This window comes from Thermus aquaticus, from assembly GCF_001280255.1.
GTDB lineage: Bacteria > Deinococcota > Deinococci > Deinococcales > Thermaceae > Thermus > Thermus aquaticus.
The window spans coordinates 652,045-668,406 of record NZ_LHCI01000106.1 but is presented as its reverse complement, the minus strand read 5'-3'; the positions used below and the strand labels follow the sequence as shown (position 1 = coordinate 668,406).

Genomic DNA, 16,362 nt, shown 5'->3' with positions numbered 1-16,362 from the left:
TACGACAGCCTCTTAGACCATGCCCAGGACCAGAGGCGAGGGGCTGGCGCTCTCCCCAAGCCGGAAGGCTTCCCCAAGGAGGCCCAGGGCCTCCTCCAGGCCCCGGTTCCGGTGGTAGACCAGGGCCAGGGCCTCTCCCCTTTCCACCCGGTCCCCGGGCTTCTTCAGGAGGTGCACCCCCACCCCGTGGTCTATGGCCTCCCCCTTCTTCCGCCGCCCCCCGCCCAGGGCGAGGACGGCGAGGCCCACCTTCAGGGCATCCACCTCCTGGACCACCCCCTCTTCCTGGGAGAGGAGGGCAAGCTCTTCCCCGAGGGGAAGCAGGGAAAGGTCCTCCACCACCCTGGGGTCCCCCCCCTGGGCCTCGAGGAAAGCCCGGAACTTCTCCAAGGCCCTTCCCTCCTCCAAGGCCCTCCGGGCCAGACCGGGGTCCAACCCCTCAAGCTTCAGGGCCTCCTCGGCCAGGGTGAGGGCCACCTGCAAAAGATCCTCAGGGCCTTCCCCTTTCAGGGCGAGGATGGCCTCCCGCACCTCTAAGGCGTTCCCCACCGCCTGCCCCAAGGGAGCCTCCATGCTGGTGAGGACCGCCCGCACCCGGCGCGAAGCCCCCTTTCCGATGGCCACCATGGCCTCCGCTAGGGCACGGGCGGCCTCGAGGGTCTTCATGAAGGCCCCCTTGCCCACCTTCACGTCCAGAACGATGCTCCTGGCCCCGGCGGCCAGCTTTTTGCTCATGATGGAGCTGGCGATGAGGGGAAGGCTTTCCACCGTGGCCGTCACGTCCCTGAGGGCGTAGAGCTTCCCGTCCAAGGGGGCCAGTTCCTGGCTCTGGGCGGCGATGACCAGGCCCACCTTCCTCGCCCTTTCCAGGAACTCCGCCTCCGTCATCTCCCCCCGCCAGCCCGGGATGGACTCCAGCTTGTCAATGGTCCCCCCGGTGTGGGCCAGGCCCCGGCCCGACATCTTGGCCACCGTGCACCCGCTGGCGGCCAGGATGGGGGCCACCACCAGGGTGGTCTTGTCCCCCACCCCTCCGGAGGAGTGCTTGTCCACGGGGTGGGGGAGGTGGGAGAGGTCCAGGACCTTCCCCGAATGGGCCATGATCTCCGTGAGCCAGAGGGTCTCTTCCTGGGAAAGCCCCCGGAAGAAGACGGCCATGAGCCAGGCGGAAACCTGGTAATCGGGAACCTCGTCCCTCAGATAGCCCAGGAGGAAGGCCGCCATCTCCTCTTTGGCGTGGGCCAGGCCGTCCCGCTTGGCCTGGATGAAGCGCACGGGGTTCATGGCCCCATGCTACGCTAAGGGCATGGCCACCCGGTACCGCTTCGGGCTTGAAGCCTACGAGAGGCTCTTCCGGGGGGTCAAGAACGTGGAACTCCTGGAGGGGGAGGTCTACGAGATGAGCCCCATCGGCCCCAGGCACGCCTGGAAGGTAGCCAGGCTGGTCCGGGCCTTCCTGGAGGCCCTAGGGGACCAGGCGGTGGTCTGGCCCCAGAACCCCATCCGCATCCCTCCCCACTCGGAACCCCAGCCGGACCTGGCCCTCCTAAAGCCCAGGGACTACGGGGAGGCCCTCCCCACCCCGGAGGACGTCCTCCTCCTCGTGGAGGTGGCGGACTCCAGTCTGGACCACGACCAAGAAAGAAAGCTTCCCATCTTAGCCCAGGCGGGCATCCCCGAGGTCTGGATTTTAGACCTGGAGCAGAACCTCCTCCACGCCTTCCGCCACCCCAAGGAGGGGGTCTACACGGAGCGTCGGACCTTCCTCCCCGGGGAAGAGGCGGAGCCCCTGGCCTTCCCCGGGGTAAGGATAGCCTGGGACTAAGCAGCCGCCCATAGCTTCTTTGGGGCTCTCGCCACGGCGGGGTACTTAGGCCCGGCCCACGGAGCCGAAGAGCTCCATGCGGCTTTTCACCACCTCCTTCACCGCCTCCCGGGCTGGGCCCAGGTACTTCCGGGGGTCAAACTCCTTGGGGTTCTTGTTGAGGGCCTCCCGGATGAGGGCGGTGAAGGCCAGGCGCAGGTCGGTGTCGGTGTTGATCTTGGCGATACCCAGGGAGATGGCCTTCTTTATGTCCTCGGGGTGGATCCCCGCCGCCTCGCCGATCTCCCCTCCCGAAGCTCGGAAGCGCTCCACCAGCTCAGGGGGCACGGCGCTGGCCCCGTGGAGGACCAAAGGAGCGGGCACCAGCCTGGCGATCCTTTCCAGCCGGGCGTGGTCAATGAAGGGCCTGCCCTTCCCCTTGTAGGCCCCGTGGCTGGTGCCGATGGCCACCGCCAGGTAGTCGGCCCCCGTCCTCTCCATGAAGATGCGGGCCTCCTCGGGGTTGGTGAGGAGGGCGTCCTTCTCGTCCACGGCCACGTGCTCCTCTATGCCAGCAAGCCGCCCCAGCTCCGCCTCCACCGTGACCCCCACGGCGTGGGCCGCCTCCACCACCCGCCGGGTCTCCCGCACGTTGGTCTCAAAGTCCTCGTGGGACTTGTCAATCATGACGCTGGTGAAGCCCGCCCGAAGGGCCCTCAGCACGCTCTCGTAGCTACTGCCGTGGTCCAGGTGCACGGCCACCGGCACCCGGGCCTCCTTGGCCAGCTCCACGGCCATGAGGGTGAGGGCCCGCCCCCCGTACTTCATGGCCCCCTCGGAGAGGGCCAGGATGACCGGGCTTCTTTGCTCCTCGGCGGCCTCGAGGACCGCCTGGAGGAACTCCATGTTGTTCACGTTAAAGGCCCCCACCCCGTAGCCCTCTTCCCGCGCCTTCTTCAGGATCTCTAGACCCGTAACCAGCATAAGCACCCCCGGCCCGGATTATACCCGGACCCTTATGGAAGCGTGGAAACTCAGTAGGCCTGCCCCGTGGCCTTGGTGAGGAGGAGCTTGAACTCGTGGGGACTGGTGGCGGCGGAAAGGGCATCCTCCAGGGAGATGAGGCCCTCTTTGTAGAGCTCCACCAGGTGCTGGTCAAAGGTGCGCATCCCGTGGATGCTCCCTTCCATCATGGCCTCCTTGATCTGGGGCGTCTTGTCCTCGTCCTTGATGAGCTCCCGCACGTAGGGGGTGGCGATGAGGACCTCGAGGGCCAAAACCCGCCCCGCCCCATCCGCACGGGGAAGAAGCCTTTGCGAGAGGATCCCCAGGAGGGATTCGGCCAGGAGGATGCGCACCTGCTGGTGCTCGTGGAGGGGAAAGAACTCAATGATGCGGTTGACCGTGCGCCAGGCGTCCAGGGTGTGCAGGGTGGAGAGGACCAGGTGGCCGGTCTGGGCGGCCATGAGGGCGGCCTCCACCGTCTCCTTGTCCCGCATCTCCCCGATCAGGATCACGTCCGGGTCCTGGCGCATGGCGTACTTGATCCCGGAGTAAAAGCTGTCGGTGTCCAGGCCCACCTCCCGCTGGACCACTAGGCTCTTCTTGTGCCGGTGCAGAAACTCTATGGGGTCCTCAATGGTGATGATGTTCTTGGCGTAGTGCCGGTTGATGTGGTCAATGATGGCCGCCAAAGTGGTGCTCTTGCCCGACCCCGTGGGCCCGGTGACCAGGATGAGCCCCCGCTCCCTGGCCGCCAGGCCCTCGAGGGTCTCCCGGGGAAGCCCCAGGGCCTCAAAGCTAGGGATCACCTCCGAGACCACCCGCATCACCAGGCCATAGCTTCCCCGCTGCCTGAGGAGGTTGCAGCGAAAGCGGGCCACCCCGGGGATGGTGTAGGCGAAGTCCATCTCCTTGCGGTATTCCAGCTCCTCCACCTGCTCCGGGGTAAGGAGGGCCTTGGCGATGGCCTCGGTGTCCTTGGGGGTGAGGGGGCGGTTGCCAAAGGGCCTGAGCTTCCCGTCCACTCGGATCGTGGGCGGGGCCCCCGCCTGCAGGTGGATATCCGAGGCCCGGGCCTGGACCATGGCCTTAAGCATTTCCAAAAGGCTCTGCTTGCCCTCCAAGGAGGCCTCGCTCACGGGTACACCTCCAGGTTGTCAATGAGCCTGGCCTCGGGAAACCGACCGGCCACGAGGCCCCTGGCCCCGGGGACCAGGCGGGAAAGGGGAAGGAGGGTGTCCGGGTGGACGATGGCCAGGTAGTCGGGGCGGAACTCGGGCACCTCCCCCAAAACCCTTTCACCGGCCTCCAAGGCCTGGGCCACGCTTCCCCCCGAAAGGGCCACCTCCCGCATGGCCATAAGGGCTCGGTAGAGGACAGAAGCCTTCTTGCGGGTTTCCGGGGAGAGGTAGACGTTCCGGCTGGAAAGGGCCAGGCCGTCCTCCTCCCGCACCGTGGGCACCCCTACCACCTCGAGGGGAAAGCCCAAATCCCTAACCATCTTGCGGATCACCAGAAGCTGCTGGTAGTCCTTCTCGCCGAAGTAGGCCCGCTCGGGCCCCACCAGGAGGAAGAGGCGGGCCACCACCGTGGCCACCCCCTGGAAGTGCCCGGGGCGCACCTCCCCTTCCCAGAGGGCGGTGAGGGGGCCCTCCACCTGGACCCGGGTGGCGAAGCCCTTGGGGTACATCTCCGCCACCTCGGGGGCGAAGAGGAGGTCCACCCCTGCCTCCTCGAGGAGGGCCGCGTCCCGATCCAGGTCCCGGGGGTAGCGGTGGTAGTCCTCCCCGGGGCCGAACTGGAGGGGGTTGACGAAGATGGAGACCACCACGAAGGCGTTCTCCCGCCTGGCCCGCTCCACCAGGGCCAGGTGCCCCTGGTGCAGGTAGCCCATGGTGGGCACGAAGCCCACCCCTTCCCGGGGCAGGGCCGCCTTCAGCTCGGCCACGGTGCGTACCACCTTCACGGGGCTCAGTATACTTTCCCCGTGGGCAAGAAGAAGCGCGAGGAAAAGCTCAAGAAGAAGGCCCTGAAGGAGTGGGAAGAGAGGCGGCCCAAGACCTTCCGGGAGGCCCTAAAGTACTTCCCCGGGGTCTTTCTCCGCACCACCTTGGTCATGATGGCGGCCGTGGCCCTGATCCTCTTCCTGGGGGCCTTGGGCCTAAGGGTGGCGGAGAGCTTCTGGTTCCAGCTCCTGGTCTACCTGGGCTTCTACCTGGCCTTCCAGCGCTTCATCATGGGCCCCTTGGCCCCGCCCCGGATCAAGTGAGGCCGGTCGGCCACCCCTCGCCGAAAGCCTCCTCTGAGGCTTGGATACCCCTCTTTGGGGCCCCCATGCTGGCGCAAGCCAGCATGGGGTGGCATTAGACCCTTTCGGCGTCGGCCCAGAAGCCCTCGAGGTCGTAGTAGTCCCGGGCCTCCCGGGTCATGAGGTGGACCACCACCTCTCCGTAGTCCAGGACCACCCAGCGGGCGCTCTGCCCCTCGGCGGGCCGGGGGCGGAGCCCCTCTTCCTTGAGCTTCTCCTCCAGGTGCCGCTCCAGGGCCTGAAGGTGGGGAGCGCTGGTGGCCGTGGCCAGGACGAAGTAGTCCAGGCTCTCCGAGACCTTCCTCAGGTCCAGGGCCACCACGCCTTCCGCCTTCTTTTCCCAAAGGAGATCCTTGATGCGCCCGACCAGATCCAACGCCTCCTTGGTCTTCACCATCTAAAGTTCATTGTAGCAGGTCCTGACCCAGCTCCACCACCACCCCCGGCACAGGAACGTGGGGAGCGAGGAGGGGCAGGTGGAAGAGGTCGGCGAAGTAAGCCCCGGCTTCCGGGTCTTTGGTGTAGACCCCGCTTTTCGCCACCTGGGCCACCTCGGCCTCGGCCTGGATGCCCTCTTTGGCCAAAAAGGTCTGGGCCCAGGCGACGAGCTCGGGAAGGCCCTTGAGGCGCACCTCCACCTTTGGCGGGGCGGCGGGGGTGGCCGCGCCGAAGAAAGCGGCAAGGAAGGTTCTTTTGGCCCCTTCGTCCACGTACAGGAAGGTGCCGGGCCCTTCCCGGGTGGGCAGGGTGGCTAGGGAGAGCCTGAGGCCCCTCAGAGCGGGCAGGTGGGGCAGGACCTCCTCCAGGGAGAGGTCCGTGTCCAGCTCCCGCCAGACCTCCTGTAGGGCCAGGGTGAGGGCAGGCCAGGTGGCCGGGTTCTGCGCCTTCCTGAGAACCTGCCCCATCACCTCCTTGATGCGGTCCAGGCGGGCGTAGTCCCCCAGGGCCTCGTGGCGGAAGCGCATGTACTTGACGGCGTCCTCTCCCGAGAGGTGGAGGCGGCCTGCGGGGAAGTCAATGTAGAGCCTGGCGGCCCGGTCCGTGTAGCGCATGGGCTTCTCCAGGACCACCTCCACCCCGCCCACGGCGTCTACCACCCGGGCCACGCTTTCCAGAGTGAGGATCAGGTGCCTCTCCGCCACCAGCCCCGTGGCCTCCTCCACCGCCCGCTTCAGAAGCTCCGCCCCACCCCGGCCGTAGGCGGCGTTGATCTTGCCCCCGGCCACAGGACTGTAGAGGTCCCGGGGGACGGCTACCCCCTTGACCTCCCCGCCCACCAGGCGCAGGTAGAAGATGGTGTCGGTGCGGCTTCCCGGGCCGCAGGGGGTGTGGTAGCCGCAGTACTCCACGTCCCGGGCGGCCACCACCACCCCCACCTCGGGGAGGGGCCCAAGCCGCCTGGGGCGGAGGTCCTCCTCCTTGGGGCTCCGGGGCAGGGAGAGGACCACCCCCAAGGCGAAGAGGGCCAGGGCGAGAAGAAGGAAGGAAGGTCTAGGGCGCATGGGCCAGGCGCTCGTAGACCGCCAGGGTCTTAGGGTGGATGGGGACGCCCTTCTTCTGGAGGTAGTTCACCTTGTTGGCCACGGCCAGGCGGTAGGCCTCGGAAAGCCTCCCCGCTAGGGCCAACTCCCGGATCTCCCCGTTGACCCCCCGGCCCGGCTCGGCGATGTCGGCGATGTAGAGGGCCATGCCGATGCCGTTTTGGGGGTCCACGCCGTAGACGTGGCCCTCTATGGCCTCCAGGACCTCCTCGTCCTCCACCCCCCACCCCTCCGCCAGGCGGCGGGCCGCCCGGCCGTGGAGGGAGAGGGGGTGGGCCCTTTCCACCTCGTTTTCCGGAGGGGCCAGGGAGAGGAGCTCCTCCTCGGGCAGGTCCCGGGCCGCATCGTGGAGGAGGCCCGCTAGATAGGCCCTCTCCCCGTCCAGGCCGTTCTTCTCGGCGATCTCCTTGGCCAAAGCGGCCACCCTCAGGATGTGGGCGAAGCGCTCGGGCCGGACCAGGGCCCTGACCTTCTCCGCCAGGCTATCGGTAGAGGCCGTGTTTTTCAAGGTACACCTCCACGGGGCGCGGCACCCAGTGGCGCACGCTTCGCCCCTCGGCGATCCGCCGCCTGATCTCGGTGCTGGAGATGCCCACCTCGGGCACCGGAAGGGGCACCACCGGGACGGGCACGCCCCCCAGGGCGTAGCCGGGCCGGGCCACGGCCACCAGGGTGGCCAGCTCGTGGAGGCGGTGCCCCTCCTTCCAGGTGAGGATGTCCCGGTAGGCGTCGGCCCCGGTGATGAAGAAAAGCTCGTCCTCGGGGAAAAGCCTACGGGCCTCTAAGAGGGTGTCCACGGTGTAGCTTGGGCCAGGGCGGTCCAGCTCCAGCCTCGAGGCGAAAAAGCGCCTCTCCTCGGCGGTGGCCAAGAGGACCATCTCGTAGCGGGCCTCGGGAGGGGCCACGGGGGTCTTGTGGGGCGGGCGGGCGGCCACCACGAAGAGGACCCGGTCCAGGTTCAGGGCGCTGGCCGCCTCGCTGGCGGCGATGAGGTGGCCCAGGTGGATGGGGTCAAAGCTGCCGCCGAAGAGGCCCAGGCGCACCTACACCTCCGGGATGTACTCAAACTCCAGGCCGCCGATGCGCACCACGTCCCCGGCCCGCACCCCCTTGGCCCGGAGGGCGGCCTCCACCCCGTGGCGCTTGAAGACCTCCTGCAAAAAGCCCGCGGCCTCGCCCAGGTCTCCCTTGATGCGCTTAAGGTAGCGCTCCACTTCCGGGGCCCGCACCTCGTAGACCCCCTCTCCCAGGGGAACCACCTCCACCCCCGCCTGGACCTCCCTGCGGGGAGCGGGCTTGGGCAGCTCAGGGGCCGGGGCAGCCTGGACCAAGGCGTAAAGGGCCTCTAGAAGCTCCGGCACCCCCTCCCCGGTGAGGGCGCTCACCGGGAGGACGGGAAGGCCCTCCGGGGAAAGCTCCGCCACCCTGGCAGCCACCTCCTCCTCGGAGAGGAGATCTATCTTATTGAGGGCGATGAGGCTCGGCCGACGGAGGAGGCCCGGATCGTAGGCCCCCACCTCCTTGCGCAGGGTGCGAAGGGCCTCCAGAGGGGCTTCCGTGGCGTCCAGGACGTAGAGGAGAACCCGGGTGCGGGCGATGTGCCTGAGAAACTCGAGGCCCAGGCCCTTCCCCTGGCTCGCCCCCTCAATGATGCCAGGGATGTCGGCCAGGGTGAAGCGAACCCCCTCCCCTATCTCGGCCACCCCCAGGTGGGGGCTCAGGGTGGTGAAGGGGTAGGGGGCCACCTTGGGGTGGGCGTGGGTGGTGGCCCGGAGGAGGCTGGACTTGCCGGCGTTGGGGTAGCCCACCAGGCCCACGTCGGCGATCAGCATGAGCTCCAGGCGGAGCCTTCTTTTCTCCCCCTCCTCCCCGGCCTCGGCGAAGCGGGGGGCCTGGCGGGTGGGGGTCACGAAGTGGACGTTACCCCGTCCCCCCTCCCCGCCCCGGGCCACCAGCACGGTCTCCCCCTCCTCGGTGAGGTCGGCCAGAAGCTCCCCGGTGTCGGCGTCGTAGACCCGGGTGCCCCGGGGGACCTCAATGACCAGGTCCCGCCCGGCCCTACCGTGCTGGCCGCCCCCCTTGCCGTGCTCCCCGTCCTCGGCCCTGTAGGTGCGCTTGGATAGCTCGGAGAGGGAGTCCACGCTACCCCTGGCCCTCAGGTAGACGCTCCCCCCCCGCCCCCCATCGCCACCGTCCGGCCCGCCCTTGGGCACGAACTTCTCGCGGCGGAAGGAGACGGCGCCGTCGCCGCCCTTGCCGGCGGCGACGGTGATGTGGAGAACGTCCTGAAAGGTCAAGGCGCCTTTAGCCTAGCGGGCGGACGTGGACAAAGCGGCCCAGCCGCCCCTTGTCCTGGAACTCCACCACCCCGTCCACCAGGGCGAAGAGGGTGTAGTCCCGGCCCATGCCCACGTTCTTGCCCGGCTTGAACCGGGTGCCCCGCTGGCGGACCAGGATGTGGCCCGCCTTCACCACCTGGCCGCCATAGCGCTTCACCCCCAGGCGCTTGGCCTGGGAGTCGCGGCCGTTCTTTGTGGAACCAAGTCCCTTTTTATGCGCCATGGCTCACCCCTGGATCTCCTTGATGAGGATCTCCGTGTAAGGCTGGCGGTGCCCCCGCTTCCTGCGGTACTGCACCTTGGCCTTGAACTTGGAGATGGTGATCTTCTTGCCCTTGCCGTGGCCCAGAACCTCGGCCACCACCTTGGCCCCCTCCACCACCGGGGCCCCCACCACGGTCCTCTCGCCCCCCAAGAGGAGGACGGGAAGCTCCACCTGGCTCCCGGGCTCCAGGTCCAGCTTCTCCACCCGGAGCCTGAGGCCGGGCTCCACCCGGTACTGCTTTCCACCCGTCTTGACGATCGCGAACATGGCCTCCCCTTTTGGGCCCTAAGGGCCTACCGGTCTTCTACTATACCCAAGACGCGGGCCTTCCGCAAGCCAAAGCCCCCCTTACGGGGGGCTTTCCTGGTGGAGCCGAGGGGATTCGAACCCCTGACCTCCTCAATGCCATTGAGGCGCGCTCCCAACTGCGCCACGGCCCCAGGCAACGCCTATGGTACCGGGGGAGGGCCTTCTTGTCAACGGGGCCAGAGGCCGATGAGGAGGGCCAAGGCGGCGAAGACCGCCCCCAGGATGACCGTGAGGCGGTAAAGCCCACCGGTGACGCCCCGGGCGGAGAAGAGGTCGGCGGAGCCCCCCATGAGGTCCCCCGCCCCCTGCTTGGGCTCCTGCACCAGGACCAAATAGACCAGAAGTCCCGCCACGCCGAGGTAGAGAAGGATGACCAGGGTGTAGAGGAAGTCCATACCCCTACCACTCTAGCGCCCCCAGGCCCCGGTGTCCACTGGCATGATGGGGGCATGGACCTGGCAAGCCTCCGCGCCGCCTACCGGCGCATCGCCCCCCACACCCACCGCACCCCCCTCCTCACCTCCCGCCTTTTGGACGAGCTTTTGGGCAAGCGGCTTCTCCTTAAGGCCGAGCACCTGCAGAAGACCGGGAGCTTCAAGGCCCGGGGCGCCCTCGCCAAGGCCCTGACCCTGGAAAGCCCCAAGGGGCTCCTCGCCGTGTCCAGCGGCAACCACGCCCAGGGCGTGGCCTACGCCGCCCGGGTGTTGGGCGTGAGGGCCCTTCTGGTGATCCCGGAGGAAGCAAGCCCCCTGAAGAAGGCGGCGGCCCGGGCCTACGGGGCGGAGGTGGTGGAACGGGGGGTCCCGCCATCACCCCCACCCCGGCGGGCGAGGGGAAGACCACCACGGCCATCGGCCTGGTGGACGCCCTCTGGCGCCTGGGCAAGAGGGCGGCCCTGGCCCTAGCCCTCTCTGGGCCCCGTCTTCGGGGTCAAGGGAGGGGCCACGGGGGGCGGAAGAGCCCGCGTGGAACCCCGGCACGAGATCAACCTCCACTTCACCGGGGACTTCCACGCGGCGACCAGCGCCGTGAACCTCCTGAACGCCCTTCTGGACAACCACCTGCACCAGGGGAACGAGCTTTTCCTAGACCCCAGGCGGGTAGAGCTCAAGCGGGCCATAGAATCGCCCACGGCACCAACTCCGTGCGGGCGAGCCGCTTCGCCCTGGGCCTGGCCGACTACGTGGTCCAGGAGGCGGGCTTCGCCACCGACCTGGGCCTGGAGAAGTTCATGAACGTGGTGGCCCGAACTTAGATTCCGTGCTGGTCCGCCCGCTGTTTTTCCACGGGCAGGCCCGTGGCCCCGTGGAAGGCCTCCACCTCCTCCAAAAAGCGGCGGAAGAGGTAGAGGGCGTCGTGGGGCCCGGGGGCGGCCTCGGGGTGGTACTGGACGGAGAAGACGGGGTAGCGGGCGTGGGCCATGCCCTCGAGGGTGCCGTCGTTGAGGTTGATGTGGGTGGGGCGGAACCCCTTCAGGGAGTCTATGTCCACGGCGTAGCCGTGGTTTTGGCTGGTGATCTCAATCTTCCCCGTCTGCAGGTTCTTCACCGGGTGGTTGGCCCCGCGGTGGCCGAACTTCATCTTGTAGGTGCGCCCCCCGGCGGCCAGGGCCAGAAGCTGGTGCCCCAGGCAGATGCCGAAGGTGGGCAGAAGCCCCATGAGCTTCCAAATGGTCTCGTGGGCGTACCGGGGCATGGCGGGGTCCCCGGGGCCGTTGCTGATGAGAAGGCCGTGGGGCTCGAGGGCCATGATCTGGCTAGCCGGGGTCTTGCCGGGCACCACCAGGATCTCAAAGCCCATCTGGGCCAGGTTCTCCACGATGGCGTGCTTGATGCCGAAGTCCATGACCACGATGCGCCGGCCGCTCTTTAGCGTGGGCCAGGCGTAGGGCAGGGGGGTGGAGACCTCGGGGGTCATGTCCCGGCCGTCAATGTCGGTCCAGGCCCTGGCCTCCTCCTGAAGGGCCTTGAGCTCCTCCTCGGTGAAGGCGTGGTCGGGGCTTCCGTAGAGGCTGGCGTGGGCGATGGCTCCTTTGAGCACCCCCCCTTCGCGGATCTTGCGCACCAGGGCCCGGGTGTCTATGCCCTCAATCCCCACCACCCCGTAGAAGGCCATGAACTCCCCCAGGGTCTGCTGGGCCCGGGGGTTGGAGGCGATGCGGCTGAACTCCTTGGCCACGAAGCCCTTGACCCAGGGGCGGTTGCTCTGCATATCGTAGACGTTCACCCCGTAGTTCCCCTGGTGGGGGTAGGTCATGACCACGATCTGGCCGTGGTAGCTGGGGTCGGTCATGATCTCCTGGTAGCCCGTCTGGGCGGTGTTGAAGACCACCTCCCCCACCGTCTTCCCCGTGGCCCCGAAGGCGTAGCCGTGGTAAACGGTGCCGTCCTCGAGGACCAACACGGCCCGCTCCTTCATTCCAGCCATCCCTCCTCCTCCATCCCCGCTTGCCTCAGGATGCGCTTTATATCCTTGTGCTTCCTTTGGCCCACCATGCTTGGTAACTTCCCCAGGAACCTTTTGCCGGGGCCCCCATGCTGGCTTGGCCCAGCATGGGGTGGTATTAGAAGGTCCACGCCCACCTCACCCCGGTGGGGATTGGGCAAGACCAAGCGCACGGAACCCCGCACCATGAACCGGTGCCGTCCCCCTGTGTAGGGCCCAGAAAAACCCAAGGCCTTAAGCCGCGCCACGAGCTCCTTTCGGGAAACCGGTCTAAGCCGCCTCGCCATGGGGTAGATCAATGCGGACCTCGCCTAAGGGCGGGGGCGTCTCACCACGGGAGAGAAGAAAGAGAAGCCAGTCCTCCGGGGCCGCCTGCAGGTTGGCCTCGCACTCCCTCAAACTCTTCCCCGTGGCCCAGACCCCGGGCAAGTCTGGGACTTCCCCGTAGTAGGGCTCCTCGTCTGCGATGAGCTCGTAGCGGGCCCGGGCCATGGCCTCTTCCAGGTAGCGGGTCAGGGTGCCCATCCCGCCCATTCTAGCCCCCAAAGGCCCCGGGAGAAAGCCCCTTGATGACGGCGATCTCCCGGCAGTTCTCGTAGAAGGGGCAGGCGTTGCACTCGCTCCACACCTTGGGGGGCAGGGCCTCCCGGGTGGTCACCTGGTAGCCCAGGCTGCGGAAGAAGTTCACCTGCAGGGTCCAGGCGAAGACCCGGGAAAGGCCCAGGTCCCGGGCCTCCCTTTCCGCCCCTAAGACCAGCCACCGCCCGAGGCCCTGGCCCTGGCGCTTGGGGTGGACGGCCAGGCCCCGGATCTCGGCCAGGTCCCGCCAGAGGACGTGGAGGGCCACGGTGCCCACGATGTGCCCGTCCTCGTCCTCCAGGACCTGGAAGTCGCGGATGTTCTCGTAGAGGTGGCTGTGGCTGCGGACCAGCATGAGGCCCTTTTCCGCCCAGTAGCGGATGAGCCAGTAGATGGCGTCCACATCGTCAAGCCTGGCCTTCCGGAGCTCCACCCCCGCCTCCCGCCGCACCTCGGGCAGGGCCACGGGGTGAGGGGTAAGGCTTATGGGCTCAAGCAAGGCCTACCTCCTTTTTGGCCTCCAAAAGCCGCTCCCGCACCGCCTCCGGGGCCGTGCCCCCGTAGGAGCGCCGCTGGTGGATGGCGCTCTCCAGGCGGAGGAGGGGAAGGGCGTCCTCGGCGAAGAGGGGGTGGTGGGCCTTCAGGTCCTGTAGGGTTAGGTCCTTCAGGGCCCGCCCCTCCTCAGAGAGCTTCCTCACCAGCCTCCCCACCACGTGGTGGGCCTCCCTGAAGGGAAGCCCCTTTTGGGCCAGGTAGTCGGCCAGCTCCGTGGCCAAAGCGAAACCCCCCTCCGCCGCCTGCCACATCCTCTCCCGGTTCCACCTAAGCCCCGGGAGCATGGCGGTAAGGAGCCTAAGGCTATCCCGGTAGGTGGCGAGGGCGTCCAGAAGGGGCTCCTTGTCCTCCTGCAGGTCCTTGTTGTAGGCCAGAGGCAGGCCCTTCAGCACGGTGGAGAGGGCCACCAAAGCCCCCAGGACCCTGCCCGATTTGGCCCGGATGAGCTCCAGGATGTCGGGGTTCTTCTTCTGGGGCATGATGGATGAGCCGGTGGCGAAGGCATCGGGAATCTCCACGAAGCCAAACTCCTCGGTGCTGTAAAGGATGAGCTCCTCGGCCAGGCGGCTTAGGTGGAGCTGGCCGATGTTAAAGGCGGAAAGGACCTCCAGGGCAAAGTCCCGGGAGGCCACGGCGTCCAGGGAGTTCCGCATGGGGGCCCTGAAGCCCAGCTCCCGGGCGGTGAGGTGGCGGTCTATGGGAAAGCCCGTCCCCGCCAGGGCGGCGGCCCCCAGGGGGCTCTCGTTGAGGCGCTCCCTGGCGTCCTCCAGGCGCCCTGCGTCCCGCTTTAGCATCTCGTAGTAGGCCAGAAACCAGTGGGCGAGGAGCACCGGCTGGGCCCGCTGCAGGTGAGTGTAGCCGGGAAGGACGTAAAGGGGCTCCAGGTGCCTTTCCGCCTCCTTTACCAAGACCCGGCGGAGCTCTAGAAGGAGGGCGAGGAGCTCGTCTAGGGCGGCCCGCAGGAAAAGCCTGAGGTCGGTGGCCACCTGGTCGTTGCGGCTACGGGCGGTGTGGAGCTTGCCCCCGGGAGGGCCGATGAGCTCTATGAGGCGGGCCTCGAGGTTCATGTGGACGTCCTCCAGCTCCTCCTGCCAGGGGAAGGTGCCCGCCTCAATCTCCCGCTCTATCTGGTCTAGGCCCTTAAGGATGGCCTCTAGCTCCTCCTCGGTGAGGAGGCCCGCCTCCTTGAGCATGCGGGCGTGGACCCGGTTCTGCCATAGGTCCTCCCGCCAAAGGGCCCGGTCAAAGGGCAAGGAGGCGTTGAAGCGGGCCGCCAGGGCATCGGGCCCCTCCGCGAAGCGGCCGCCCCAGGTCCTATGCGCCATGGCCCTTCCCCTCCACCAGGGCCCTGACCCTGAGGCGCAGGGCCTGGATCTTGATGAAGCCCTCGGCGTCCTTCTGGTCGTAGGCCCCGAGCTCGTCAAAGGAGACCAGGTCCTTCTGGTAGAGGCTCTTGGGGGCCTTCCTGCCCACCACGTACACGTTCCCCTTGTAGAGCTTGAGCCGGGCCACGCCGGTGACCGCCTTGGCCACGTGGTCAAAGTAGGCCTGCAGGGCCTCCCGCTCGGGAGCGTACCAGAAGCCGTAGTAGACGAGCTCGGCGTACTTGGGGGCGAGCATGTCCCTTTGGTGCAGGACCTCCCGGTCCAGGGTGAGGCTTTCCACCGCCCGCCGGGCGTGGTAGAGGATGGTCCCCCCCGGGGTCTCGTAGACCCCCCGGGACTTCATGCCCACGAAGCGGTTTTCCACCAGGTCCACCCGGCCCACCCCGTGGCGGCCCCCGATCTCGTTGAGCCTCTGCAACAGGGCCGCCGGGGAGAGCCTCTCCCCGTTCACCGCCACCGGGTCCCCCTCATGGAACTCCACCTCCACGTACTCGGGCGCGTCGGGGGCCTTCTCGGGGTCTAGGGTCATGCGGAACATCCCCTCGGGGGGCTCGGCCCAGGGGTCCTCGAGGACCCCCCCCTCGTAGGAAATATGCAGGAGGTTGGCGTCCATGGAGTAGGGCTTCTCCTGGGTCACGGGCACGGGGATGCCGTGGGCCTCGGCGTAGGCGATCATCTCCTGGCGGCCCTTAAAGCTCCACTCCCGCCAGGGGGCGATGACCCGGATGTTGGGCCTGAGGGCGTAGGCGGTGAGCTCAAAGCGCACCTGGTCGTTGCCCTTGCCCGTGGCCCCGTGGGCGATGGCCTCCGCCCCCTCCTCCTCGGCGATCTTCACCAGGTACTTGGCGATTAAAGGCCGGGCGATGGCGGTGCCTAGGAGGTAGTAGCCCTCGTAGACCGCCCCCGTGCGCATCATGGGGAAGACGAAGTCCCGGACGAACTCCTCCTTGAGGTCCAGGGCGATGGCCTTGGAGGCCCCGGTCTTCAGGGCCTTCTCCCGGGCCTCCTCCACCTCCTCCCCCTGGCCGATGTCGGCGGTGAAGGCGATGACCTCGGCCCCGTAGGTTTCCTTGAGCCACTTGAGGATGATGCTGGTGTCCAGTCCGCCGGAGTAGGCCAAGACGATCTTCATGTCCCTCCCAGTCTACCCCCTCGAGGGGCGTGCATAAGTATACACAAAGATCCCGGTTACAGTTCCACCTCTCCTTCAGCAGGACTTTACCCACATCTCCGTTTCGTGGTAAATCTCCCCTTGCGGGCGCAGCCCGTATCTGGTACCGGGGGTGATCCATGGACATGCTCAAGGTGGCCGAGGCCAGGCTCCAGGAGTTCACGGGCCGTTTTGCGAGCGTTTTCCCCCGATAAGCGCCTCCACCGACGGTTTGAAGAGGTGGTGCGGGGCGCCTTGGCCGCAGGCTCAGCCCGGGTGAGCGAGCTCCTCGCCGCCCTGGGGTTGGACCCCGCGGGGCGGCTGGCCCTGGGGTACGCCCACCTGGTGGCCTACGGGGAGAGGGGGTTTGCCAGCCTGCCCAAGGAGGTGGAGGGAGCCATTGAGGCGGCCCGGGAGCGATTGGGGGGCGTGGGCAGGAGGCTGGTGTATGTGGCGGACCGGGGGTTTGACGACCGGAAGGTGTTTGGGCAGGTGCTGGCCCTGGGGGAGGAGTTCGTGGTGCGGGTCTACCGGGACCGGAAGCTTGGGGAGGGGGGTTCTCTGGCGAAGGTGGCTTCTTCCCTGGCCCTTCCCTGTGGGGAGGAGGTGGAGCTGAGGGTAGGGGGCAGGTACCAGCGGGTGCGGCTCCACTTCGGATGGAGGGAGGTGGAGGTGGAGGG

General features: G+C 67.7%; 19 protein-coding genes, 1 tRNA gene and 3 pseudogenes. 5 read left to right on the top strand and 18 right to left on the bottom strand.

The window, feature by feature from the left end; genetic code table 11:
* Positions 1-12: 12 nt before the first annotated feature.
* On the bottom strand, positions 13-1,284 hold the full coding sequence (locus BVI061214_RS04620; RefSeq protein WP_053767466.1) for a thymidine phosphorylase: 1,272 nt from the start codon (positions 1,282-1,284) through the stop codon (positions 13-15).
* A gap of 22 nt (positions 1,285-1,306) precedes the next feature.
* Here BVI061214_RS04620 and BVI061214_RS04615 point away from each other — a divergent pair, with 22 nt between their 5' ends.
* Positions 1,307-1,825 (top strand): Uma2 family endonuclease, encoded by a 519-nt coding sequence (locus BVI061214_RS04615; protein WP_053767465.1) that lies wholly within the window; start codon positions 1,307-1,309, stop codon positions 1,823-1,825.
* A gap of 45 nt (positions 1,826-1,870) precedes the next feature.
* Here BVI061214_RS04615 and fba read toward each other — a convergent pair whose 3' ends face one another.
* From fba to panC, 3 genes are read right to left on the bottom strand one after another with little or no spacing between them, the layout of a single operon-like run.
* On the bottom strand, positions 1,871-2,788 hold the full coding sequence (gene fba, locus BVI061214_RS04610) for a class II fructose-1,6-bisphosphate aldolase (protein WP_053767464.1): 918 nt from the start codon (positions 2,786-2,788) through the stop codon (positions 1,871-1,873).
* Between the two features lie 50 nt (positions 2,789-2,838).
* The gene (locus BVI061214_RS04605) at positions 2,839-3,945 is read right to left on the bottom strand and encodes a type IV pilus twitching motility protein PilT (RefSeq protein ID WP_053767463.1); all 1,107 of its coding nucleotides are present in this window, start codon (positions 3,943-3,945) and stop codon (positions 2,839-2,841) included.
* Positions 3,942-4,772: a pantoate--beta-alanine ligase gene (gene panC, locus BVI061214_RS04600; RefSeq protein ID WP_053767462.1), complete on the bottom strand. Its 831-nt coding sequence runs from the start codon at positions 4,770-4,772 to the stop codon at positions 3,942-3,944. Before panC ends, BVI061214_RS04605 begins: the two co-directional genes overlap by 4 nt.
* Positions 4,773-4,793: 21 nt before the next feature.
* Between panC and BVI061214_RS04595 the strand changes: the two genes are divergently transcribed.
* Complete coding sequence (locus tag BVI061214_RS04595) at positions 4,794-5,075, top strand: hypothetical protein (protein WP_053767461.1); 282 nt, start codon at positions 4,794-4,796, stop codon at positions 5,073-5,075.
* Between the two features lie 94 nt (positions 5,076-5,169).
* On the opposite strand, the gene rsfS is transcribed toward BVI061214_RS04595, so the two are convergent.
* The 9 genes from rsfS to secG all read right to left on the bottom strand — a co-directional run bounded on the left by rsfS (position 5,170) and on the right by secG (position 9,963).
* Complete coding sequence (rsfS, locus tag BVI061214_RS04590; RefSeq protein ID WP_003043429.1) at positions 5,170-5,511, bottom strand: ribosome silencing factor; 342 nt, start codon at positions 5,509-5,511, stop codon at positions 5,170-5,172.
* A 7-nt stretch (positions 5,512-5,518) separates the two neighbouring features.
* Entirely contained in the window at positions 5,519-6,616 is a 1,098-nt protein-coding gene (locus BVI061214_RS04585) for an LCP family protein (protein WP_053767460.1), read from the bottom strand.
* Positions 6,606-7,163 carry a bis(5'-nucleosyl)-tetraphosphatase (symmetrical) YqeK gene (yqeK, locus tag BVI061214_RS04580; protein WP_053767459.1) on the bottom strand — a complete coding sequence of 186 codons (558 nt, stop codon included), beginning with the start codon at positions 7,161-7,163 and terminating at the stop codon, positions 6,606-6,608. Before yqeK ends, BVI061214_RS04585 begins: the two co-directional genes overlap by 11 nt.
* A complete protein-coding gene (gene nadD, locus BVI061214_RS04575) occupies positions 7,138-7,698 on the bottom strand; it encodes a nicotinate-nucleotide adenylyltransferase (protein WP_003043422.1) in 561 nt (186 codons plus the stop codon). The genes yqeK and nadD overlap by 26 nt, the downstream gene beginning before the upstream one ends.
* The gene (gene obgE / locus BVI061214_RS04570; RefSeq protein WP_053767458.1) at positions 7,699-8,952 is read right to left on the bottom strand and encodes a GTPase ObgE; all 1,254 of its coding nucleotides are present in this window, start codon (positions 8,950-8,952) and stop codon (positions 7,699-7,701) included. It lies immediately after the preceding gene.
* A 7-nt stretch (positions 8,953-8,959) separates the two neighbouring features.
* Positions 8,960-9,217 (bottom strand): 50S ribosomal protein L27, encoded by a 258-nt coding sequence (gene rpmA, locus BVI061214_RS04565; protein WP_003043417.1) that lies wholly within the window; start codon positions 9,215-9,217, stop codon positions 8,960-8,962.
* Between the two features lie 3 nt (positions 9,218-9,220).
* Positions 9,221-9,526, bottom strand: coding sequence for a 50S ribosomal protein L21 (rplU, locus tag BVI061214_RS04560; protein WP_053767457.1), 306 nt, complete (start codon positions 9,524-9,526; stop codon positions 9,221-9,223).
* 97 nt (positions 9,527-9,623) lie between these two features.
* A tRNA-Ala gene (locus BVI061214_RS04555) sits at positions 9,624-9,699 on the bottom strand.
* A gap of 36 nt (positions 9,700-9,735) precedes the next feature.
* Positions 9,736-9,963, bottom strand: a complete 228-nt coding sequence (secG, locus tag BVI061214_RS04550) for a preprotein translocase subunit SecG (protein WP_003047134.1) — start codon at positions 9,961-9,963, stop codon at positions 9,736-9,738.
* A 54-nt stretch (positions 9,964-10,017) separates the two neighbouring features.
* On the opposite strand from secG, the pseudogene BVI061214_RS04545 reads away from it, so the two are divergent.
* Together BVI061214_RS04545 and BVI061214_RS13750 are read left to right on the top strand one after the other, a co-directional pair.
* Positions 10,018-10,371, top strand: a pseudogene (locus BVI061214_RS04545) (pyridoxal-phosphate dependent enzyme); the annotation flags it as partial.
* A 2-nt stretch (positions 10,372-10,373) separates the two neighbouring features.
* Positions 10,374-10,820 (top strand): annotated as a pseudogene (locus BVI061214_RS13750) (formate--tetrahydrofolate ligase); the annotation flags it as partial.
* Here the strand turns inward: BVI061214_RS13750 and carA are convergent.
* The 5 genes from carA to BVI061214_RS04520 form a co-directional block, all read right to left on the bottom strand.
* Positions 10,820-11,995 carry a glutamine-hydrolyzing carbamoyl-phosphate synthase small subunit gene (carA, locus tag BVI061214_RS04540; RefSeq protein ID WP_053767456.1) on the bottom strand — a complete coding sequence of 392 codons (1,176 nt, stop codon included), beginning with the start codon at positions 11,993-11,995 and terminating at the stop codon, positions 10,820-10,822. The pseudogene BVI061214_RS13750 and the gene carA sit on opposite strands and share 1 nt — an antisense overlap.
* 288 nt (positions 11,996-12,283) lie before the next feature.
* Complete coding sequence (locus BVI061214_RS04535; protein ID WP_053767455.1) at positions 12,284-12,547, bottom strand: type II toxin-antitoxin system HicB family antitoxin; 264 nt, start codon at positions 12,545-12,547, stop codon at positions 12,284-12,286.
* Between the two features lies 1 nt (position 12,548).
* Positions 12,549-13,091, bottom strand: coding sequence for an N-acetyltransferase (locus tag BVI061214_RS04530; RefSeq protein ID WP_156303218.1), 543 nt, complete (start codon positions 13,089-13,091; stop codon positions 12,549-12,551).
* Positions 13,084-14,472 (bottom strand): argininosuccinate lyase, encoded by a 1,389-nt coding sequence (gene argH / locus BVI061214_RS04525; RefSeq protein WP_053767454.1) that lies wholly within the window; start codon positions 14,470-14,472, stop codon positions 13,084-13,086. Before argH ends, BVI061214_RS04530 begins: the two co-directional genes overlap by 8 nt.
* Positions 14,462-15,664 (bottom strand): argininosuccinate synthase, encoded by a 1,203-nt coding sequence (locus BVI061214_RS04520; protein WP_053767453.1) that lies wholly within the window; start codon positions 15,662-15,664, stop codon positions 14,462-14,464. The genes argH and BVI061214_RS04520 overlap by 11 nt, the downstream gene beginning before the upstream one ends.
* A 261-nt stretch (positions 15,665-15,925) precedes the next feature.
* On the opposite strand from BVI061214_RS04520, the pseudogene BVI061214_RS13210 reads away from it, so the two are divergent.
* Positions 15,926-16,362: pseudogene (locus BVI061214_RS13210) on the top strand (transposase); the annotation flags it as partial.

Excerpts from the sequence above, each read along its gene's own strand:
- BVI061214_RS04535 (WP_053767455.1), bottom strand. The coding sequence starts at position 12,547 with ATGGGCGGGATGGGCACCCTGACCCGCTACCTGGAAGAGGCCATGGCC.
- rplU (WP_053767457.1), bottom strand. The coding sequence starts at position 9,526 with ATGTTCGCGATCGTCAAGACGGGTGGAAAGCAGTACCGGGTGGAGCCC.
- BVI061214_RS04585 (WP_053767460.1), bottom strand. The coding sequence starts at position 6,616 with ATGCGCCCTAGACCTTCCTTCCTTCTTCTCGCCCTGGCCCTCTTCGCC.
- fba (WP_053767464.1), bottom strand. The coding sequence starts at position 2,788 with ATGCTGGTTACGGGTCTAGAGATCCTGAAGAAGGCGCGGGAAGAGGGC.
- BVI061214_RS04620 (WP_053767466.1), bottom strand. The coding sequence starts at position 1,284 with ATGAACCCCGTGCGCTTCATCCAGGCCAAGCGGGACGGCCTGGCCCAC.
- carA (WP_053767456.1), bottom strand. The coding sequence starts at position 11,995 with ATGGCTGGAATGAAGGAGCGGGCCGTGTTGGTCCTCGAGGACGGCACC.
- rsfS (WP_003043429.1), bottom strand. The coding sequence starts at position 5,511 with ATGGTGAAGACCAAGGAGGCGTTGGATCTGGTCGGGCGCATCAAGGAT.
- BVI061214_RS04615 (WP_053767465.1), top strand. The coding sequence starts at position 1,307 with ATGGCCACCCGGTACCGCTTCGGGCTTGAAGCCTACGAGAGGCTCTTC.
- secG (WP_003047134.1), bottom strand. The coding sequence starts at position 9,963 with ATGGACTTCCTCTACACCCTGGTCATCCTTCTCTACCTCGGCGTGGCG.
- argH (WP_053767454.1), bottom strand. The coding sequence starts at position 14,472 with ATGGCGCATAGGACCTGGGGCGGCCGCTTCGCGGAGGGGCCCGATGCC.
- BVI061214_RS04520 (WP_053767453.1), bottom strand. The coding sequence starts at position 15,664 with ATGAAGATCGTCTTGGCCTACTCCGGCGGACTGGACACCAGCATCATC.
- rpmA (WP_003043417.1), bottom strand. The coding sequence starts at position 9,217 with ATGGCGCATAAAAAGGGACTTGGTTCCACAAAGAACGGCCGCGACTCC.